The sequence below is a fragment of the Pseudarthrobacter sp. NPDC092439 genome (assembly GCF_044754945.1).
Classification (GTDB): Bacteria; Actinomycetota; Actinomycetes; order Actinomycetales; family Micrococcaceae; genus Arthrobacter.
Genome location: NZ_JBIVQB010000001.1, coordinates 641,338 through 661,643, shown reverse-complemented (window position 1 = coordinate 661,643; position 20,306 = coordinate 641,338). Strand labels below are relative to the sequence as shown.

15 protein-coding genes and 2 tRNA genes are annotated in these 20,306 nt (G+C 65.7%); 10 read left to right on the top strand and 7 right to left on the bottom strand.

Annotated features, from left to right (window positions below; translation table 11 throughout):
* Positions 1-45: 45 nt before the first annotated feature.
* The 4 genes from ACIQCM_RS03115 to bcp form a co-directional block, all read right to left on the bottom strand.
* On the bottom strand, positions 46-1,716 hold the full coding sequence (locus ACIQCM_RS03115; protein ID WP_400603348.1) for an ABC transporter substrate-binding protein: 1,671 nt from the start codon (positions 1,714-1,716) through the stop codon (positions 46-48).
* A gap of 123 nt (positions 1,717-1,839) precedes the next feature.
* The gene (locus tag ACIQCM_RS03110) at positions 1,840-2,502 is read right to left on the bottom strand and encodes a fasciclin domain-containing protein (protein WP_400603349.1); all 663 of its coding nucleotides are present in this window, start codon (positions 2,500-2,502) and stop codon (positions 1,840-1,842) included.
* Between the two features lie 212 nt (positions 2,503-2,714).
* Positions 2,715-2,796, bottom strand: a tRNA-Leu gene (locus ACIQCM_RS03105).
* Positions 2,797-2,882: 86 nt separating this feature from the next.
* Positions 2,883-3,356, bottom strand: coding sequence for a thioredoxin-dependent thiol peroxidase (gene bcp, locus ACIQCM_RS03100; RefSeq protein WP_400603350.1), 474 nt, complete (start codon positions 3,354-3,356; stop codon positions 2,883-2,885).
* A 96-nt stretch (positions 3,357-3,452) separates the two neighbouring features.
* Here bcp and ACIQCM_RS03095 point away from each other — a divergent pair, with 96 nt between their 5' ends.
* Complete coding sequence (locus tag ACIQCM_RS03095; protein WP_400604264.1) at positions 3,453-3,905, top strand: MarR family winged helix-turn-helix transcriptional regulator; 453 nt, start codon at positions 3,453-3,455, stop codon at positions 3,903-3,905.
* A 213-nt stretch (positions 3,906-4,118) separates the two neighbouring features.
* Here ACIQCM_RS03095 and ACIQCM_RS03090 read toward each other — a convergent pair.
* The 3 genes from ACIQCM_RS03090 to ACIQCM_RS03080 all read right to left on the bottom strand — a co-directional run bounded on the left by ACIQCM_RS03090 (position 4,119) and on the right by ACIQCM_RS03080 (position 6,376).
* Positions 4,119-4,194, bottom strand: a tRNA-Lys gene (locus tag ACIQCM_RS03090).
* 115 nt (positions 4,195-4,309) lie between these two features.
* The gene (locus tag ACIQCM_RS03085; RefSeq protein ID WP_400603351.1) at positions 4,310-5,464 is read right to left on the bottom strand and encodes a PQQ-dependent sugar dehydrogenase; all 1,155 of its coding nucleotides are present in this window, start codon (positions 5,462-5,464) and stop codon (positions 4,310-4,312) included.
* 54 nt (positions 5,465-5,518) lie between these two features.
* Complete coding sequence (locus ACIQCM_RS03080; protein WP_400603352.1) at positions 5,519-6,376, bottom strand: hypothetical protein; 858 nt, start codon at positions 6,374-6,376, stop codon at positions 5,519-5,521.
* 141 nt (positions 6,377-6,517) lie between these two features.
* Here ACIQCM_RS03080 and ACIQCM_RS03075 point away from each other — a divergent pair, with 141 nt between their 5' ends.
* From ACIQCM_RS03075 to metG, 9 genes are all read left to right on the top strand, one after another.
* A complete protein-coding gene (locus ACIQCM_RS03075) occupies positions 6,518-7,435 on the top strand; it encodes a LysR family transcriptional regulator (RefSeq protein ID WP_400603353.1) in 918 nt (305 codons plus the stop codon).
* 148 nt (positions 7,436-7,583) lie between these two features.
* A complete protein-coding gene (gene ilvD, locus ACIQCM_RS03070) occupies positions 7,584-9,302 on the top strand; it encodes a dihydroxy-acid dehydratase (protein WP_400603354.1) in 1,719 nt (572 codons plus the stop codon).
* A 367-nt stretch (positions 9,303-9,669) separates the two neighbouring features.
* Entirely contained in the window at positions 9,670-11,574 is a 1,905-nt protein-coding gene (locus ACIQCM_RS03065; RefSeq protein ID WP_400603355.1) for an acetolactate synthase large subunit, read from the top strand.
* Between the two features lie 3 nt (positions 11,575-11,577).
* Positions 11,578-12,090 (top strand): acetolactate synthase small subunit, encoded by a 513-nt coding sequence (ilvN, locus tag ACIQCM_RS03060; RefSeq protein ID WP_018768340.1) that lies wholly within the window; start codon positions 11,578-11,580, stop codon positions 12,088-12,090.
* 62 nt (positions 12,091-12,152) lie between these two features.
* A complete protein-coding gene (ilvC, locus tag ACIQCM_RS03055; RefSeq protein WP_400603356.1) occupies positions 12,153-13,178 on the top strand; it encodes a ketol-acid reductoisomerase in 1,026 nt (341 codons plus the stop codon).
* A 123-nt stretch (positions 13,179-13,301) separates the two neighbouring features.
* On the top strand, positions 13,302-14,891 hold the full coding sequence (gene serA / locus ACIQCM_RS03050) for a phosphoglycerate dehydrogenase (protein ID WP_400603357.1): 1,590 nt from the start codon (positions 13,302-13,304) through the stop codon (positions 14,889-14,891).
* A 228-nt stretch (positions 14,892-15,119) separates the two neighbouring features.
* Positions 15,120-17,915 carry an ABC transporter permease gene (locus ACIQCM_RS03045; protein ID WP_400603358.1) on the top strand — a complete coding sequence of 932 codons (2,796 nt, stop codon included), beginning with the start codon at positions 15,120-15,122 and terminating at the stop codon, positions 17,913-17,915.
* The gene (locus ACIQCM_RS03040; protein WP_377215926.1) at positions 17,912-18,667 is read left to right on the top strand and encodes an ABC transporter ATP-binding protein; all 756 of its coding nucleotides are present in this window, start codon (positions 17,912-17,914) and stop codon (positions 18,665-18,667) included. The genes ACIQCM_RS03045 and ACIQCM_RS03040 overlap by 4 nt, the downstream gene beginning before the upstream one ends.
* A gap of 35 nt (positions 18,668-18,702) precedes the next feature.
* The gene (gene metG / locus ACIQCM_RS03035; RefSeq protein WP_400603359.1) at positions 18,703-20,262 is read left to right on the top strand and encodes a methionine--tRNA ligase; all 1,560 of its coding nucleotides are present in this window, start codon (positions 18,703-18,705) and stop codon (positions 20,260-20,262) included.
* Positions 20,263-20,306 lie beyond the last annotated feature (44 nt).

Genomic DNA, 20,306 nt, shown 5'->3' with positions numbered 1-20,306 from the left:
CAGAATATCCCCGCCCGGCGGACATACTGAAATTGAGCCGGTCCGTCAAGGCTTTAGCTGGACCTTCGTGAAAACTTCATGCAGCACCGGAGACGCCGGGTAGCTGATGACCCGGTCCGAGAGGGCCAATGCCGAGATAGGGAATGCGATCGGGACGGCCGGGACTGTGGCCGCTATCTGCTCGTTGATGGTGTGGTACAGCTCATCCCGCTCGTCGCCCTGGGGCAGTCCCCGGGCCCGGTTGATCTTGGCGAAGACCTGCGGATCCTGGTAGCCAAACTCGCCGTTCTTCTCACCGAAGAGCGGGCCCACGAAGTTGTCTGCGTCTGAATAGGAGCCGTTCCATCCGAGGAGGTGCAGCGCGTGGTCGCCGGCCGACTGAACGTCCTGGAGGTAGCCTTCGGACCACTCCACGGGAACGGGGCGGATGTTCAGCCCTGCGGCCGTGAGCTGGCGGCTGATCTCGGCATACACCTTCTCCGGCGTGGGCAGGTAGGGCCGCGTGACGTTGAGCGGATAGTAGAACTTCAGCGGCTCGCCCGCGTAGCCGGCGTCCTGGAGGTACTGCTTCGCCTTCGCCAGGTTATGCCCCAGCTCAGGCGCGTCGTTGTTAAACCCGCTGATCTTGGGCGGGACGAATTGTGTCGCTTTGCCGGTGTTATCGATGAAGAAGCGGCGGATCAGTGTTTCCTTGTCGATCGCCATCTCGATCGCCTGCCGCACCTTGAGTTTTCGCAGCACCGGGATCTCCTGGTTGATTCCCACATACATGACGGAGAACGGATCCCGCTGGACAATCTGTTTGCCCCGCTTGACCAGCTGGTCGAAGTTTCCGACGGTGACGGCGTCATAGCCGTCGATCGTGCCGTCCAGGAGGGCATGCAGGCGTGACTGGGGGTGGGTGTACGCCTTGAAGTTAATGGTGGCTATCTGGCCGCGGTCGCCCCAGTAGGCATCGTTGGTGGCGAGCGTGACACTTGCTTCGTCCCAGGCGGCCAGCCTGAAAGGCCCGGTGCCCACGGGGCGGGTGGCGAATCTGGAGAGCCGCTGGCCGCCGCGGTCCTGGTCCAACACGTCTGCGGTGTCCTTGGCGAGAGCCGCAGGGGAGGCGATCGCGAACGCCGGCAGGGTCAGCGCCTGGAGGAATGCGGTAAAGCGCTGGGTCAGGTCGATCCGCACCGTGTGTGCCGACACCGCCGTGCAGCTTTTGAAGATCGAAAGCCCCGGGTCATCAGCGTGCGCCTTGAACACGCCTTTAAAGGAGATGCCCGGGGCCTGGTCGCGAAGGGCGCTCGGCAGGCCAAACCAGCGGTTGAAGTTAGTACACACGGCTTCGGCATTAAAAGGAGTGCCGTCCTGGAAAGTGACATCTGTGCGGAGCTTGAACGTGTAGGAACGGCCCTCGTCGGATTCGCTCCACTCCGTGGCGAGGAGGGGGGTGGGCTGGCCGGTGGTCTGGTCCACCCCCACCAGGCCCTCCATGATCTGGCGGGTGATGCGTTGGGACTCCACGTCGTTGGAGAGTGCGGGGTCCAGGCCGAGCGGTTGGGCTGCCGTTCCGAAGTTGAAGGTTGCGGTGGGCCGGGGCCCCGCAGAGGGGTCAGCGGCGCCGGACGACGGCGACGGGCCGGGCGAGCCGGTGCACGACGTTGCGCCCAGCGCCAGGAAGGCGGCTCCGGTCAGGAGGACAGTCCGCCGCGATGTACTGCTGGGCACTCGTTTACCACCTCGGGATGTTCCGGCTCCGCCGCCTGCGGGCCGGACCCCAGTCTAATTGACGCAGCTTGGCGGGTCCCGGCCTGTCGGCCGGGACCCGCCTCAGGAGCCGTGGTGTGGGTCCTATTTGGGCATCAGGACGGAGTCCACCAGGTATACGGTGGCGTTCTTGGTCTGGACGCCGCCGCAGACCACGTTGGCGTTGTCCACCTTGAGATTGTCTCCACTGCCGGTCACGGTCACCGAACCGCCCTGGACCGTAGCGTGCGTGCCCGCGATCTCATCCGGGGTGATCTGGCCGGGGACTACGTGGTAGGTCAGGATCTTGCTCAGGAGGGCATCGTCCGTCTTCAGGGTCTCGATGGTGGCGGCGTCGATTTTGGCGAAGGCGTCGTCCACCGGTGCGAAGACCGTAAATTCGCCGCCGTTGAGGGTGTCCACCAAGTCAACCTTGGGGTTCAGCTTGCCGGAGACGGCTGCCGTGAGCGTGGTGAGGATCGGGTTGTTGGAGGCTGCAACAGCTACGGGGTCCAGGGCCATGCCCTCCACGGAGCCGGCACCGGTGGGAACCTGCTCGGCGTAGGCGGCGCAGCCGGGGCCGACCAGGTTGGCGGCCGGATCCATCATGTCGGCGCTGGCCGAGGCTGAAGGGGCAGTGGTGGCCGCCGGCGTCTCTGCCGGGGCTGAGGACTCCGCGGTGCTGGATCCGCCACAGGCGGTCAGGCTGAGCAGTGCGGCGGCTGCAACGCCTGCGACCGAGAAAGTTGTGCGCTTGATGGTCTGCATTTCGGATCTCCTTGGTTTGTGGCATGTGCCTGCCGCGGACCGGTGTCCGCAGCGTTGATCTGGCCGGTGGACATCTGCCGCGTGGCTGATGTCTCACTGGGTATTCGGCCGATGCGCGGCTGCGGATGGGTGGATGCCAAGGAGTTTTTCGGGGGGCTGTCGAAAACGCAGAACACCCCCGGCCCGAAGGCTGGGGGTGTTCTGTCACAATGTGCGCAAGGGGGGACTTGAACCCCCACGCCCGAAGGCACAGGAACCTAAATCCTGCGTGTCTGCCAATTTCACCACTCGCGCAAAGCTTGCCGCTGTTCAGACGCGCGCCCAAACGCACGACGGCGGAAGCCAGTCTCCATTGTAACGTCGCCCGGGGTCCGGAACAGTTAACTGTCGAGGCCCAGGTCCCGGCGGAGTTTGGCGACGTGCCCCGTGGCCCGGACGTTGTACTGGGCCAGGGCAACCCTTCCGTCCGAGTCCACGACGACAGTGGACCGGATAAGCCCCTCGTACGTCTTTCCGTAGTTCTTCTTCTCTCCCCACGCGCCGTAGGCCTCGGCCACGGCGTGGTCTGCATCGGACAGCAGCGGGAAGGTCAATGCTTCCTTTTCCGCGAATTTGGCAAGCTTGGCCACGGGATCGGGGGAAATTCCCAGGACGTCGTATCCGGCTGCCTGCAGGGATGCCAGGCTGTCCCGGAAGTCGCACGCCTGCTTGGTGCACCCGGGCGTGGAGGCTGCCGGATAAAAGTACACAATGGTGCTCCGGCCGTTGCCGGGGGCGAGGCTGACATCCTTACCGGCGGAGTCCGTGAGCGTGAACGCCGGTGCCTGGTCACCGGTAAGAAGTCTTTCAGCCATTGTTTTTCTCCTGGTTGCTGGGGTGACACACCAGCCTAGTAACGGGTGTTCGACTGTGCCAATCGGCATTTCGCTATACTGGCTTGTATGCCTGATATGGATCACTGGCCCACGGGGCGCCTCTTGTCCACTGCTGCGCGCCTCGTTGAACACTCATGGAATGAAAAACTTGCCGCGATCGGGCTGACCCATGCGGGCGTCATTGCCATCGAAGTTCTGGAAGCCCAGGGTCCCATGACGCAGGCGCAGCTCGCCCAGTACGTCCGGGTCCAGGCCCAGACGATGGGCAAGACCCTCAGCAGGCTCGAAGCCCATGGCCACATTGCCCGGGTACGCAGCACCTCGGACCGCCGGAGCCACGTTGTGTCGCTGACCGAACGAGGCAAGGAAGCAGTTGCAGCCGCAGTGGAGATGGAACGCTCCGTGCTGGCCTCCGCATCCATCGACCCGGAAGTCCTCCGGCAGGAACTCCAGGCCGTGGTCCGCGAGCTGGCCAGCCAGTTCGGTTCCACCCCGGCCAACGCGGCACTGGTGGACAATACGCCTTAAAAGATCCGGTCTCCAAGGCATCCAGCGCGGTCCCACGAGAGGGCCGCACGACGCGACCCCGGCCCAGGCCGGAGGCCGCGTTTTTGTTTCCGCCCGGTGTTGTTCCGCTGGTGGAAGGGCGTGCAGTTCAGCGCTTCTTCCCGGAAACGGAACAATCAGAAAACAAAACAACCCCTGGCCTGCGTTTCCGCCGGCCAGGGGTTGTTTTCCCTTTGGTGCACCCCCCGGGACTTGAACCCGGAACCCATTGATTAAGAGTCAATTGCTCTGCCAATTGAGCTAGAGGTGCATCTTCTTTGCTTTGCTCATCGGGGCTTTTGTTTCCCCGTTGTTCTCCGCAACGACATGAAACTCTACACGAACTTTTCGCCCATGTGAAATCGGCGGGCCGGGTGCCTGCCGCATCAGCCGGCGGGCCCTAAAACAACCGCGAAATCAGGGTTTTGGTTGTTGGTGAGCAGCCAGAAACCACCCTCTGGGGTCCGCACCACGTCCCGGATCCGCCCATACATTCCTGTGAAATGGGCCACAGGTTTTCCGGCCTCGGCGCCGGAAAGGGGGATGGTCCAAAGCCGCTGCCCGCGCAGGGCGCCAACATAGGCCGTGGAGCCCGCGATCTCGAGTCCGCTGGGCGAAGCATCGCTGGTGGGCCAGACTACTTTGGCGTCCTGGAACTCCGGCCTGCCGGGTGCCCCGGTGACCTCCGGCCACCCGTAGTTGGCGCCCGGCAGGATCAGGTTCAGTTCGTCGTCCACGTCCGGCCCGAACTCAGTGGCCCACAACCGCCCGTCGGTGTCCCACGCCAGCCCTTGGACGTTTCGATGGCCAAGGCTGTAGACGGCGTTGCCGAACGGATTGCCGGGCGCCGGGCCACCGTCCGGTGTGAGCCGGAGAATTTTCCCGCCCAGCGCCGCAGGGTCCTGGGGCTGGTCGCGGCGCTGCGAGTCTCCGGTGCCCACATAGAGGTAGCCGTCCGGCCCGAAGCGGATGCGGCCTCCGTTGTGTGTCGCGGCCTTGGGGATGCCGGCAAATACCACCTCGGGGGCGCCGAGGGACAGCGCGCCGTTGCCGGAGTCCGCCAGGCGAAGCCGCACCACCCGGTTGTCCGCGTCGGAGGTGAGGTATGCGTAGAGCAGCCTGTCCGTGGCGAACCCGGGGGAGAGTGCCAGTCCCAACAGGCCGCCTTCTCCGGCAGGTGCCACGCCCGGGACCGTACCGATAAGGGTGGCGTCAGCTCCGCGCACGGCCTTCAGCGCGGCGGTGCCGCGTTCGGAAACGACGGCGGTACCGTCGGGCAGGAATACTCCGGACCATGGGATGTCGAGCCGCAGGTCCAGCCGGCCGGCGACCCGGACGGCGCCGCCGGACGGGGATGCGTTGGAGCTGGCGGCCGGGGAACTGCCAGCTGCCGCCACCGGGCTGGTCCCTGACGCGGATGGAACCGTGGCTCCGGGACGTTGTGTTGGCGCCGCGTCCGGGCTGCTGCAGGTGGCAAGGAGGAAGAGAAGAGCCGCGGCCACCATGGGCCCTGTGCCGTTGGCGCGCCCGGTGCGGATCATGGGGGCGTAGCGGGTGTGGATCCCGAAGCGGGCCGGCGCTGCACCTGGAAGGCCCTAAAGCCGCTGCCTGCGCGGTGCCCGGAAACCGGCTGCTTCCGCGTGGGCGGCAGACTCGAACCACACCTCAGCACGGGCTTCCCCATATGCGGGGTGGTCCTCGTCGTAGTAGACCATGTCCGTGGCTACGCCTTTGACGGGGTAGCCCGCAGGGCCCGTTCCGTCCGTACTGGCGGCGACAGAGCCGGCGCCGTACGGCTCGTCGGCCGCCAAGTGACCGGCAGGCTCCGGCTGTGCTGCATTGCCCGGTTCATCCTGGATCCGGTCAGTGCCGGTCTCCACAAGCGCGGAAGACTGCGTCCGGTCCATGGTTTCTGCGGCAGCCGCGCCGTCGGGAACGTCGGCGACGGCGTGGTGGTGACCTGCGCCGTCGCGAGCGTCTTCCTCGAGTGCGGCCGACTCGGCGCCCGGAAGCGTGGGCGCATGGCGGTCCGTGTACTCGGCGTGATGCACGGGAGCAGCAGTGTGGGTCGGTTCCCCGCCCGGGGCCGGGACCGTGCCTGTGCGCGCCCCGGGAGTGTCCCCCGTAGCGCCGGGCGCACTGCCTTCGGACCACTGGGTTTCCCATTCGCTGCCCGGCCGGCCGCCGCCCGTCGCCGCGTTCGCAGGCTCCTCTGCCGTTGTGGGTGCGACAGGTTCCGCAGGAACGCCGAAGCCGGCCGCGCCCGGAAGTCCGGTGGTTGCCGCTGCCTCAGCAGAGGGAGCAGCGCCTCCGCGGGAGAGGGCACCGTCGGCGTGCGCCGCCGGGGCATCATCGTGGCCGGGCCGGGCGGGGGAGGAACTGCTGCGGTTCAGCAGCCACCACACGACGGCCACTGCAACGGCGATGAGAATGATCCAGAGAACGATGTCCATGGCAAGCCCTTCTGTTTGGATGGAACGGTAGCCTCCACCCCGACGCTACGTCGGGCACCCACTGCTGTCCAGAGAGGACGCCGGGGCCCGCGTTGTTGAGCACACCCGCGGTTTGGGCTGTGCTGACGGTAGCCTCGCTACATGGACTTCAAGCGCCTGCAGATCCTGCGCGAATTGGCGGACCGGGGAACGGTCGGGGCCGCCGCCGAGGCCCTCCACGTCACCCCTTCCGCGGTATCGCAGCAATTGCGCACCCTCCAGGACGAACTGGGCGTCGCGCTTATCGAAAAATCCGGCCGCGGCGTCCGGCTGACCGAAGCGGGCCGGGCCATGGCCACTGCTGCCGCTGAGGTTTCCACCGCGATGGCGAAGGCCGAAGCGACCATCGACACTTACCGCCAGGGCTGGCAGGCGCATATCCGGGCGGCGTTCTTTCCCAGTGCAGCCGAAATGTTCCTGCCCGGGCTGCTGAACCGGGTCAAGGCAGTGCCCGGCCTCCAGCTCGAAGCCTGCCTGGAAGACCCGGGCGTTTCCGGCTTCCCTGAGCTCGTGGCCGATTATGACATCGTCCTGGCCCACAGTGTGGACGGTCCGGATGTCTTCTCCCGGCAGGGAGTCACGGTGGTACCCCTGCTGAAGGAACCACTGGACGTTGCGGTTCCGGCCGGCCACCCCCTTGCCGGCAAAACCAGGCTGACCGCAAAGGACGTGGTGGGCTATCCCTGGCTGGGAGTGCCGGAGGGCTTTCCCTTCGACGCGGTGTTCCGGGAAATCGAGCAGCAGGCGGGAAGCAGTGCGGTGCAGGCCCAGCGGTTCCCGGACCTGCGGGTCCTGGAAGCGCTGGTGAGTGCCGGGCACGGGCTTTCCCTGTTGCCCCGTTACACCGCCACGGGCAACCAGGGGCGGGGCTTCGTGCTGCGGCCACTCGAAGGAGTTGCGGCCCGCCGCAGCATCGTTGCGCTGGTCCGTGCGGACATTGCTGAACGGACCTCCGTCCGCGACGTCCTCGCGATGCTCTCTTGGGAAGCGAAAGCCGTTGAGCAGGGGAGTGGAACGTGACGGCGGCCACCGCGCACGGTCCCGGCACGTCCGTAGTGTCCAAATTGTGGGACGTCAGTCCACTATTTGATAGAAATATTCCGGATATTACGGCGTTCGCCGCTTTTTCCGTCCTGGTGCGCGCGGGCGGAGCCCTAGACTTTCCCCTATGAGTGAGACCACCATCGCAACCGACAACAAGCCTGACATCAAACCCCGTAGCCGGGTCGTAACCGACGGAATCCACGCTGCACCCGCACGTGGCATGTTCCGGGCGGTCGGCATGGGGGACGACGACTTCGCGAAGCCCCAGGTCGGTGTCGCGAGCTCGTGGAATGAAATCACTCCTTGCAACCTCTCCCTTAACCGGCTGGCCCAGGGCGCCAAGGAAGGCGTCCACGCCGGCGGCGGTTTCCCCATGCAGTTCGGCACCATCTCCGTCTCCGACGGCATCTCCATGGGACACGAGGGCATGCACTTCTCCCTCGTGTCCCGCGAAGTCATCGCAGACTCCGTGGAAACCGTCATGCAGGCTGAGCGCATTGACGGATCCGTGCTGCTGGCCGGCTGCGACAAGTCGCTTCCCGGCATGCTCATGGCCGCCGCCCGCCTGGACCTGTCCAGCGTGTTCCTCTACGCCGGCTCCATCATGCCCGGCTGGGTCAAGCTTGAGGACGGCTCCGAAAAGGAAGTCACCCTCATCGACGCCTTCGAAGCCGTGGGCGCCTGCGCCGCGGGCAAGATGAGCATGGAGGACCTGACCCGGATCGAAAAGGCCATCTGCCCCGGTGAAGGTGCCTGCGGCGGCATGTACACCGCCAACACCATGGCCTGCATCGGTGAGGCCCTGGGCATGTCCCTGCCCGGCTCCGCAGCCCCGCCCTCGGCAGACCGCCGTCGAGATGAGTTCGCCCGCAAGTCCGGCGAAGCCGTGGTCAACCTGCTGCGCCAGGGCATCACCGCCCGGGACATCATGACCAAGAAGGCCTTCGAGAACGCTATCGCCGTCACCATGGCATTCGGCGGCTCCACCAACGCCGTGCTCCACCTCCTTGCCATCGCCCGCGAAGCCGAAGTCGAGCTGACGCTGGACGACTTCAACCGCATCGGCGACAAGATCCCGCACCTTGGCGACCTCAAGCCCTTCGGCCGCTACGTGATGACGGACGTCGACAAGATCGGCGGCGTGCCGGTCATCATGAAGGCACTGCTCGACGCCGGCCTGCTGCACGGGGACTGCCTCACCGTCACGGGCAAGACCGTCGCCGAAAACCTCGAGGCGATCAACCCGCCGGACGTTGACGGCAAGATCCTGCGCGCGCTGGACAATCCGATCCACAAGACCGGCGGCATCACCATCCTGCACGGCACCATGGCCCCGGAAGGCGCGGTCGTGAAGAGCGCCGGCTTCGACGCCGACGTCTTTGAGGGCACCGCCCGCGTCTTCGAGCGTGAACAGGGCGCCCTGGACGCGCTGGACAACGGCCGGATCAAGGCCGGAGACGTCGTCGTCATCCGCTACGAAGGCCCCAAGGGCGGCCCGGGCATGCGCGAAATGCTCGCCATCACCGGCGCCATCAAGGGTGCCGGGCTGGGCAAGGACGTCCTGCTCCTGACCGACGGCCGGTTCTCGGGCGGCACCACGGGCCTGTGCATCGGGCACGTTGCGCCGGAAGCGGTCGACGGCGGCCCCATCGCCTTCGTCAAGGACGGCGACAGGATCCGGGTGGACATCGCCGCGCGCAGCTTCGACCTGCTGGTGGACGACGCCGAACTCGAGGCCCGCAAGGTGGGCTGGGAGCCGCTTCCGGCACGTTACACCAAGGGTGTCCTGGCCAAATACGCCAAGCTGGTGCACAGCGCCAGCACGGGCGCATACTGCGGGTGACGCGCGGGCCCGAAGCCTTCGGCGGGGGATGGTGCCCGCCTGGGGTGGAAGGGCCTAATAAGGGGTGATCCAAAGGGCCCCGGGCTGACGGCGCCCGCGCCGGACGTTCGGGGTTCGGATCACCCCGTGGACAACGGCGTCCACATGGTGAGATGGGTCCGGTCTTCGTTGACACCTGTCTCAGCCAGAGGGAAAACTGAACGCATGACCTTCGTTATCGGCACCGTCGTCGTACTTACCAAGCGCGTGGCACACTAGCCCCGGTAACGAACCGTCACGCGCGAACCCCTCGAAGAGCCGTCAGGCTGAGGGGTTTTTTTATTCCCCGCAGTTCCACGAAACAAGATGATCCACAAGGAAGAGTCCGATGAGCAAAGGATCGCCGATCAGCCCCTCGCTGATGGCCGCCAAGTCCGCCGGAGCCCCCAAGGCTTCGGACCGTGCCGACCGGATGGCTGACAACGCCGCCGTCGCCGACCTTGCTGCCGCCTCTCCTGTCCTTGGGCCGAACAACGTTGTACCCCCAACGGTGATGACCGGCTCGCAAGCTATTGTCCGTTCGCTCGAAGAACTCGGCGTCGACGATATTTTCGGTTTGCCCGGTGGCGCGATCCTGCCCACCTACGACCCCTTGATGGCCTCCAGCATGAATCACGTGCTGGTCCGTCACGAACAGGGAGCCGGCCACGCCGCGCAAGGCTACGCCATGGTTACCGGCCGGGTGGGCGTCTGCATCGCCACCTCCGGCCCGGGAGCCACCAACCTCGTTACCGCCATCATGGATGCCCACATGGACTCCGTGCCGATGGTGGCCATCACCGGCCAGGTGTCCAGCGGCGTCATTGGCACCGATGCTTTCCAGGAGGCGGACATCGTGGGCATCACCATGCCCATCACCAAGCATTCCTTCCTGGTGACCGACCCCAACGACATCCCGCATGTCATGGCCGAGGCCTTCCACCTGGCCTCCACCGGCCGCCCCGGCCCCGTCCTGGTGGACGTGGCCAAGGACGCCCAGGTGGGCCAGATGACCTTCTCGTGGCCGCCGAAGATCGACCTGCCCGGCTACCGCCCCGTGACCCGCGGCCACAATAAGCAGGTGCGCGAAGCCGCCAAGCTGATTGCCGCTTCCAGCAAGCCGGTCCTGTACGTGGGCGGCGGCGTGGTGAAGGCCCACGCCTCCGCCGAGCTTATGGCCCTGGCGGAAGCAACCGGAGCTCCCGTGGTCACCACCCTGATGGCCAAGGGAGTTTTCCCGGACTCGCATCTCCAGCACGTGGGCATGCCCGGCATGCATGGCAGCGTCTCCGCCGTCACCGCGCTCCAGCAGGCCGACCTCCTGATTACCCTGGGCGCCCGCTTCGACGACCGCGTCACCGGTGTCCTGAAGACCTTCGCGCCCACGGCCAAGGTCATCCACGCGGACATCGACCCCGCCGAAATCTCCAAGAACCGCACCGCCGATGTCCCCATCGTCGGCTCCGTCAAGGAGATCATCCCCGAGCTGACGGACGCGGTCCGCGCACAGTTCGAGGTGGCCGGCACCCCTGACCTGACCACCTGGTGGGCCTTCCTGAACAACCTCAAGGAGACCTACCCCCTCGGCTGGACCGAGCCGGACGACGGCCTCACTGCCCCGCAGAAGGTCATTGAGCGCATCGGCGCCCTTACCGGACCTGAAGGCGTGTATGTTGCGGGTGTGGGCCAGCACCAGATGTGGGCCGCGCAGTTCATCAAGTATGAGCGCCCGCATGCCTGGCTGAACTCCGGCGGCGCCGGCACCATGGGATACGCCGTTCCGGCCGCCATGGGCGCCAAGGTGGGGGAGCCGGACCGTGTGGTCTGGGCCATCGACGGCGACGGCTGCTTCCAGATGACCAACCAGGAGCTGGCCACCTGCGCCATCAACAAGATCCCCATCAAGGTTGCCGTCATCAACAACTCCTCGCTGGGCATGGTGCGCCAGTGGCAGACGCTCTTCTACGAAGGCCGTTACTCCAACACAGACCTCAACACCGGCCACGACACCGTCCGCATCCCGGACTTCGTTAAACTGGGCGAGGCCTACGGCTGTGCGTCCTTCCGGTGTGAACGCGACGAGGACATCGATGCCACCATCCAGAAGGCCCTCGAAATCAATGACCGACCGGTGGTCATCGACTTCGTGGTGAGCCCCAACTCCATGGTGTGGCCGATGGTGCCCGCCGGCGTGAGCAACGACCAGATCCAGGTTGCCCGCAACATGACCCCGGAATGGGAAGAGGAGGACTAGGCCATGAGCCGTCACACACTGTCCGTGCTGGTGGAGGACAAGCCGGGTGTCCTGACCCGGGTAGCCAGCCTCTTCGCCCGCCGCGCCTTCAACATCAACTCCCTGGCCGTCGGCCCCACGGAGGTCCCGGGCGTGTCCCGGATGACCGTCGTGGTCGACGCCGACGGCGACCTGATCGAACAGGTCACCAAGCAGCTCAACAAGCTGATCAACGTCATCAAGATCGTTGAGCTGACCCCCGAATCTTCCGTACAGCGAGACCACATCCTGGTCAAGGTACGTGCGGATGCCGCAACACGCCTGCAGGTCACCCAGGCTGCAGACCTGTTCCGCGCCTCAGTGGTGGACGTTTCCACCGATTCCGTCGTCATTGAGGCAACCGGCCACCCCGAAAAGCTCACGGCACTGCTCTCGGTGCTTGAGCCCTTCGGCATCCGCGAAATCGTGCAGTCCGGCACCCTGGCCGTTGGACGGGGATCCCGCTCCATGAGTGACCGGGCGCTGCGCTCCGCGTAGGCGCCCGTAACCGCAGCACCACCAGACAAATATCTACACACCACTCAAGAGGAGTTACGCAAGTGACTGAAATGTTCTACGACGACGACGCAGACCTGTCGATCATCCAGGGCCGCAAGGTCGCCATCGTTGGCTACGGATCCCAGGGCCACGCCCACGCACTGAACCTGCGCGATTCCGGCGTCGAGGTCGTCATCGCGCTCAAGGACGGCTCCAAGTCCACGGCCAAGGCAGAAGAAGCCGGCTTCACGGTCAAGAACGTTGCCGACGCCGCCGAATGGGCCGACGTCATCATGATTCTCGCGCCGGACCAGCACCAGCGCGCCATCTACAACGACTCAATCAAGGACAAGCTGACCCCGGGCAAGGCCCTTGCCTTCGCCCACGGCTTCAACATCCGCTTCGGCTACATCCAGGCACCGGAGGGCGTCGACGTCATCCTCGTCGCGCCGAAGGCGCCGGGCCACACCGTCCGCCGCGAATTTGAAGCGGGCCGCGGCATCCCGGACATCATCGCCGTGGAGCAGGACGCTTCCGGCTCCGCCTGGGACCTCGCCAAGTCCTACGCCAAGGCAATCGGCGGCACCCGCGCCGGCGTCATCCAGACCACCTTCACCGAAGAGACCGAGACGGACCTCTTCGGCGAGCAGGCGGTTCTCTGCGGCGGTGTGTCCCAGCTGGTCCAGTACGGCTTCGAGACCCTGACCGAGGCCGGTTACCAGCCCCAGATCGCCTACTTCGAAGTCCTGCACGAGCTGAAGCTCATCGTGGACCTGATGTGGGAAGGCGGCATTGCCAAGCAGCGCTGGAGCGTCTCCGACACCGCAGAGTACGGCGACTACGTCTCCGGCCCGCGCGTCATCACCCCCGAGGTGAAGGAAAACATGAAGGCCGTCCTGGCCGACATCCAGTCCGGCGCGTTCGCCAAGCGGTTCATCGAGGACCAGGACAACGGCGCCGTGGAGTTCAAGGAACTGCGTGCCAAGGCCGAGCAGCACCCCATCGAGGCCGTGGGCCGCGAGCTGCGTTCCCTCTTCTCCTGGCAGCAGCAGGACGTGGACTACGTCGAAGGCTCCGCTGCCCGCTAAGGCAGCCAGCCGTTCGCCACGCCATCGGCGCCGGGGCCGGGTTCACACTTAACAATGTGAGCCCGGCCTTTCCGTCGGCCTAGACTTGTTCCATCCCCAGGACTGCAACGCAGAGGATCAGCCGTGTCAAAACCCGTAGTACTGCTCGCCGAAGAACTTTCCCCCGCCACCGTGGAGGCCCTCGGCCCGGACTTTGAAATCCGCCAGACAGACGGCTCCGACCGTTCCCAGCTCCTCTCGGCGATCACCGACGTTGACGCCATCCTGGTCCGTTCGGCCACCCAGGTGGATGCGGAGGCGATTGCCGCGGCGAAGAACCTGAAAGTCATTGCCCGTGCCGGCGTCGGACTGGACAACGTGGACATCAAGGCGGCCACCCAGGCCGGCGTCATGGTGGTCAACGCGCCCACCTCCAACATCGTTTCCGCCGCCGAGCTCACCGTGGGCCACATCCTGAGCCTGGCCCGCCACATTCCACAGGCGAGTGCCGCCCTCAAGGACGGGGAATGGAAGCGCTCCAAGTACACCGGCATCGAACTGTTCGAAAAGAAGATCGGAATCATCGGCCTCGGCCGGATCGGCGCTCTCGTGGCGGCCCGGCTCAAGGGCTTCGACACCAAGATCCTGGCTTACGATCCCTACATCACCTCTGCCCGGGCCGCCCAGCTCGGCGTGCAGCTGGTCACCCTGGATGAACTCCTGGCCCAGTCCGACTTCATCACCATCCACATGCCCAAGACGCCCGAGACGGTGGGCATGCTGGGCGCGGACGCCTTCAAGAAGATGAAGAACTCCGCCTACGTCATCAACGTGGCCCGCGGTGGCCTGGTGGACGAAGAGGCGCTCTTCACCGCCCTTCAGGACGGCGACATCGCCGGTGCGGGCGTGGATGTGTTCTCCAAGGAACCCAGCACGGACCTGCCCTTCTTCAAACTGGACAACGTGGTGGTCACCCCGCACCTGGGCGCGTCGACCGATGAGGCACAGGAGAAGGCCGGCGTTTCGGTAGCCAGGTCCGTCCGTCTGGCGCTGGCCGGCGAACTGGTGCCGGACGCGGTCAACGTGGCCGGTGGCATCATCGCACCGGACGTACGCCCCGGTATCGCCCTGGTGGAGAAGCTGGGCCGGATCTTCACCGCACTGACTCACGACTCGCTGACGCAGTTCGACGTCGAAGTGGCCGGGGAAATCTCTTCGCTGGACGTCAAGGTCCTCGAACTGGCGGCGTTGAAGGGAATCTTCGCCGACGTGGTGACCGAGCAGGTCTCCTACGTCAACGCCCCGGTCATCGCGGAGCAGCGCGGCATCAACGTCCGCCTCATCACCACCCCGGAGACCGAGTCCTACCGCAACGTCCTGACCCTGCGCGGTGCCCTCAGCGACGGCAGCCAGATCTCAGTGGCCGGTACGCTCACCGGACCCAAGCAGGTGGAGAAGCTCGTGGGGATCAATGGCTTCGAAGTCGAGATTCCCATCAGCGAGCACCTGGTGGTGGTCGCCTACACGGACCGGCCCGGCGTGATCGGCACCATCGGCCACATCCTGGGAATGAACAACATCAATATCGCCGGCATGCAGGTGGCACGCTCGGACGAGGGCGGACAGGTGCTGGCGCTCCTCACCATCGACAGCTCCGTCCCGCAGCAGGTGCTCGATGCCATCAAGGCCGGCATTGGCGCGGACATGGTCCGGGAAGTGGACCTGGAGGACTAAGGAACACCGTGTGGGGGACTCCGGCGCAACGCCGACGGCCTCCTTTCCGGGTGGGCGTGTCCGTCCGGGTCCACGTATGATTGGCCGGTCTGCTTACAATGGCTGGGTCCCGTTCCGGGACCAGGCCCGCAGACCGGCCAATACCTTTTGCACATCCGTCCGTCATCGTCCGTGTCCGCCGGCGGCGGGCATGTCAGTGCGCACGCAAACCAGGTTCCAGGGAGATTAATGAACGCCGTCCAGAGGTTCATCAGAAGCAAAGTGCTGCTGTTGACCGCGGCCATCTTGATCGCAGCCATGTGCTTGTCGGTCCTCGTCCAGGGACAGTCGCAGGCTGCCCTCAACCGGACCGTGGATGAAAATTCACGCGGACTCTACGACGTCCTTGTCCAGACCAAGGCAGGCTCGGGTGCGCTGATGCAGCCGGACATCGCCAACGGTTCCGGCGGGATCACCTTCGACCAGCTCGAAGCCATCCGGAACCTTTCCGGAACGTCCGTTGCCGCCCCCATCAGTTTGGTCTCCCGGGTCACGCAGAACCTTGAATCGCCCCGCCTGGACGCCATGGACTTCCTCGGTTACAACGCAGGCCTTGCCGGGACCGCGGCGGCGGACCAGGCGGCAGGAGCCACTGCCCCGGAGCAGTGGCCGGCAGCGGAGTCGGTGCTCAATGACGAGCCGACCAAGTACCGCCTCACCGCCACCGCAGTCAGCTCCGACGGTGTTTCCGAGACCACGCTGTTCAAATCCACCGCGGAAGGCACGCTGGGCAAAGCGAAGCTGGTGGAGGAACAGACAGAGGGTGGCAAGAGCATCCGCATTGCCGCGCCGGAAGGCGAAACCGGCATCAAGTTCCCGGCTCCGGCCGGAGGCTCCGAGCACAACCTCTTCAATGCCTCGATTTCGCTGCCCCTGGCCCCCGAGGTCACCGAGTCCGTGGTGGCTGTGGACCCTGCGGCCGAACGTGCGCTGCTGGGTTCCGCCGGCGACTTCCTGGCGCCGCTGGAGAAGGCACCGCCGGCAGATGCCCGCGACGCCGGAGCGATCGGCCGCTACTTCGAAGGCCTCTTCACCAACGGCATCAGCCTGGAGGAGCTCGACGAGGGACCGGACTTCCTTGGCGTGAAGCTTAAGTACTGGGCACCCCTGATGACCCAGTACCAGCAGGCCAAGCGCAGCGGCCAGCTGACCGAAGACTCGCAGGCGATCCCGCTGATCGTGCGCGAGGGCACTTCGCTGGACCTCAAGTACAACGTCAAGATCGAAGAAATCGACGACGCCGGCAAAGTGGTCAAGGAAGTCGGCACGGCCTCGCGGTCGCTGGACAAGGACTACCTGCCTTTCGTATCCAAGGACCCGTTCGCGCTGGACTGGCCCGGATCGACGGACCACTCTGCCCTGCTCGGCAAGACCGGCAACTTCAACCAGGGCCTGTACACGCCCGCGGAATGGAGCACCGACTTCGCCGCGGCGCCCAAATACACTGACGGCGAGACTGCAGCCAACGGCGCCGTCGCCAAGACTGCGGTGCCCGGTGAATGGGTCACGGTGAACCGGCTGCCCGAGACGGGCGCCAACGGCGCCCCCGTGGACCAGACGCAGCGGGAACCGGTGGATGAACGCTCCTACCGCGAAAACCTGGAAACGGGGGAGAAGGTCGCGGCACCGCTCGCCATGGTCTACGGCACGTTCAGCCCGGCCACCGTGGCGGAAGCCGCCGGCGACGTCAACAAGCTGCCGCTCGGCGGCTACGACCCGACCCCCTACACCCTGGTCCAGGACGCTCAGGGCAAGGAGGTGCAGGCCGCAGAGCTGAAGCCCTCCCTGAGCGCCACGGGCCTGGCCAGCCAGTCCGCCGGTGCCATCACGGACTACTACGGACTTGCCGCGGCGCGCGGCTACACGGACAACGCAGCGGTCATCGACGCCGTCCGCGTCCGTGCCGCGGCGCCGGGCAGCTGGAAGGAAGCCCAGCCGGAGGTCGAGAAACTCGCCGCGGAAATCAGAGACATGGGCCTGGAAGCCACCATCGTGGCAGGTTCTGCCCGGGAAGACGCCAGCATTTTCGTCCCCGGATATTCCAAGGACGACGCCGGCAAGGAATCCGACCTGGGCACCGTCACCCAGTCGTGGGTCCGCCAGGACGCCGCTGATGCCGTGTCCGGCTCCCTCTCCGGGACGAACATCACCCTGCTCTTCCTCACCCTGTGCGGTGCGGCTCTGCTGACCGGTGCTTCCACCGTCAGCTACATCCGCAAGCGAAGGACGGAAGCCGGCACCCTCCGGGCCATGGGCTGGACGCAGCGGCGCATCCGCAACTGGGTCCTGGAGGAATTCGGAGTCGGCGCGGTCCTGCTGGCCGCCGCCGGCATCGTCCTCAGCCTGGTCAGCTGGAGCCTGCCCACAGTCCTTGTCTCAGCGGCGGTGCTGGCACTGTACGCCGGCGCAGCATACTTCGCCGCCCGGCAGCTGCGCCACCGCGACGAGATCGACCAGGAGCCGCAGCATGACGAGCGGCTCATTCCGGTGGACTCCCCGCTGACCTTCGCCAACCGGCAGCTGGCCACCAACAAGTTCAATACCCTGTCGCTCGCGGTGGCAGTCGGTGTCTTCGGCGCCGCGGTGGGCGGACTCATCGCGCTCCTGATCGACATCCCCCGCGCGGCCGGCGCCAGCGCGCTCAGCGGGCTCGCCGCCACGAGCGTGGCCCTGCCCAGCATCCTGCTGGCACTGGCCGGAGTGCTGGTGGGCCTGGTCCTGACGCTGGTCACTGGCCGGTTTGAGCTCAATGCGAAGCGCCAGTACCTGGCCATCCTGGCGGCGATGGGCTGGAACCCGGACATGCTGCGCCAGGTCCGCCTGTTCGAGAACGCCCTCGTGGGCACCGTGGCCCTGCCGCTCGGCGTCCTGGGCGCACTGGGGATCGGCCTGCTCCTGGCCCCCTACGCAGCACTGTGGGCCGGTTTGGCCGGCCTCCTGGCTGTACTTTGCTGGATTCCGATTGCAACGAAAGTAGTCCAATGACAAACCCGACCAACGTCCAGCGGAGCCGCAGGGCCGGCTCCGGTGAGGTCCCCCTGCAGACCCGTGCCAACACCATCGTCAAGTCCACGGATCACGCCACCCCGCTGGAGCTGAGCGACATCACCATCCGCTACGGCGGAGGCAAGGGCGGCGCCGAAGCCGTCACGGTGGTGGAGAATTTCGACCTCACCCTGCACGCCGGCGAGATGCACTGCGTCGCCGGCCGCAGCGGTTCCGGCAAGACGAGCATCCTCACCGTCGGCGCGGGGCTGACCCTGCCGACGTCCGGCCGCGTTTTTTGGGAAGGCGATTCCCTTGAAAGCATGGGCGACGACGAAATCGCTGACCGCCGTCGGGCACTCATCGGCTACGTCGACCAGGGCGGCGCCCTGATCGACGGCATGAGCGCCCTGGAAAACGTCCTGCTGCCCGCAGTTCCCGACGGCGAAGTTGACCAGCGCCGGGATATGGCCAAGGACCTCCTGGACCTGGTGGGACTCGGACGCCGCATGCGGCACCGTCCCGCGCAGCTCTCCGGAGGTGAACGCCAGCGCGTCGCGATCGCGCGTGCACTGATCCTGGGAACCCGGGTCCTCGTCGTGGACGAGCCCACCGCCAGCCTGGACCGCGCGTCGGCCAACCGGATCATCAGCATCCTGAAGGACACCACGTCGGATGGAATTGCGGTGCTGGTCGCATCCCACGACCACGAACTGGTCCGGCTCAGCGATACGCTGACGGAACTGATCTAGCCTGTCCCTCCGCACCCGAAGGTAACGTCCGCAACGTGACTGCTTCAGAGAAAACCCCGTTCTACATCACCACGGCCATTACCTACCCCAATGGCGTTCCGCACATCGGCCATGCCTACGAGTACATCGCCACCGATGCCATGGCGCGGTTCAAACGGCTGGACGGGTATGACGTGATGTTCCTGACAGGAACAGACGAGCACGGGATGAAGATCGCGCAGACCGCCGAAAAGGAAGGCATTACGCCCAAGGAACTGGTGGACCGGAACGCGGAGATCTACAAGGCGGCACACGCTGCCCTAGACATCACGTACGACAGGTTCATCCGCACCACCGACGCGGACCACTACGCTGCCTCGCAGGCCATCTGGAAGAAGATGGAAGCGAACGGAGACATCTACCTGTCCAAGTACGAGGGCTGGTACTCGGTCCGGGACGAGGCGTTCTACGGCGAGGATGACACCGTGGTCAAGGACGACGGCGTGCGCTACTCGAAAGAGACGGACACCGAAGTGACCTGGACAGCGGAGGAGAGCTACTTCTTCCGTCTCTCCGCCTACCAGGAGAAGCTGCTGGCGCTGTACGAGGCGCAGCCGGAATTCGGCGCTCCGCAGTACCGCTTCAACGAAGTCATCAGCTTCGTCAGGCGCGGACTCGAGGACCTGTCCATCAGCCGCACCACCTTCGACTGGGGCGTCCCGGTGCCAGGCAACGACAAGCACGTCATGTACGTGTGGGTGGATGCCCTCACCAACTACCTGACCGGTGTCGGCTATCCCGACGTCGACTCTGAGAAGTTCCGGACCTTCTGGCCTGCGGACGTGCACGTCATCGGCAAGGACATCTCGCGGTTCCACGCCATCTATTGGCCTGCATTCCTGATGAGCGCCGGCCTGGAGCTGCCCAAGCGGATCATGATCCACGGCTTCCTGCACAACAACGGCGTGAAGATGTCCAAGTCCCTGGGCAATGTGGTGGCCCCGGCGGACTTCGTGGCGCAGTACGGCCTGGACCAGGTCCGCTTCTTCTTCCTGCGCGAAGTGCCCTTCGGTGCCGACGGCAGCTACAACCACGAGGCTATCGTGGGTCGGATGAACTCCGACCTGGCGAACAACTTCGGCAACCTTGCCCAGCGTTCGCTCTCCATGGTGGCCAAGAACTGCGGGGGAGTGGTTCCGGTGCCTGCTGCGTTCACGGACGCCGATAAGGCGATCCTGGCCCAGGCCGGCGCCCTGCTGGAGGCTGCCCGCACGGCCTTCGACAAGCAGGAGTTCAGCCGCGCACTCGAAACCATCTGGGGCGTCCTGGGCGACACGAACGCCTACTTCGCCGAGCAGGCCCCCTGGGTGCTGCGGAAGACCGACGTCGAACGGATGAACACGGTTCTGTACGTCACCCTCGAAGTGCTGCGGATTGTGTCCATCCTGGCGCAGCCCGTCATGCCCGCCGCCACTGCATCGCTGCTCACGGCACTGGGGCAGCCTGATGGCGATGCCCGTACGTTCGCTGCTCTGGGCACCCCGATCGCGGCGGGCACTGTCCTGCCGGCGCCCACGCCGGTCTTCCCCAAATATGAGGAGCCTGCCGGTTCCTGACGCTAGCGCGTGCTCCACTCCGGCTCTGCCGGGATGCCCAGGAG

Excerpts from the sequence above, each read along its gene's own strand:
- ACIQCM_RS03080 (WP_400603352.1), bottom strand. The coding sequence starts at position 6,376 with ATGGACATCGTTCTCTGGATCATTCTCATCGCCGTTGCAGTGGCCGTC.
- ACIQCM_RS03065 (WP_400603355.1), top strand. The coding sequence starts at position 9,670 with ATGAGCAAAGGATCGCCGATCAGCCCCTCGCTGATGGCCGCCAAGTCC.
- ACIQCM_RS03045 (WP_400603358.1), top strand. The coding sequence starts at position 15,120 with ATGAACGCCGTCCAGAGGTTCATCAGAAGCAAAGTGCTGCTGTTGACC.
- ACIQCM_RS03110 (WP_400603349.1), bottom strand. The coding sequence starts at position 2,502 with ATGCAGACCATCAAGCGCACAACTTTCTCGGTCGCAGGCGTTGCAGCC.
- ACIQCM_RS03075 (WP_400603353.1), top strand. The coding sequence starts at position 6,518 with ATGGACTTCAAGCGCCTGCAGATCCTGCGCGAATTGGCGGACCGGGGA.
- ACIQCM_RS03040 (WP_377215926.1), top strand. The coding sequence starts at position 17,912 with ATGACAAACCCGACCAACGTCCAGCGGAGCCGCAGGGCCGGCTCCGGT.
- ACIQCM_RS03085 (WP_400603351.1), bottom strand. The coding sequence starts at position 5,464 with ATGATCCGCACCGGGCGCGCCAACGGCACAGGGCCCATGGTGGCCGCG.
- ACIQCM_RS03095 (WP_400604264.1), top strand. The coding sequence starts at position 3,453 with ATGGATCACTGGCCCACGGGGCGCCTCTTGTCCACTGCTGCGCGCCTC.
- ilvD (WP_400603354.1), top strand. The coding sequence starts at position 7,584 with ATGAGTGAGACCACCATCGCAACCGACAACAAGCCTGACATCAAACCC.
- bcp (WP_400603350.1), bottom strand. The coding sequence starts at position 3,356 with ATGGCTGAAAGACTTCTTACCGGTGACCAGGCACCGGCGTTCACGCTC.
- ilvN (WP_018768340.1), top strand. The coding sequence starts at position 11,578 with ATGAGCCGTCACACACTGTCCGTGCTGGTGGAGGACAAGCCGGGTGTC.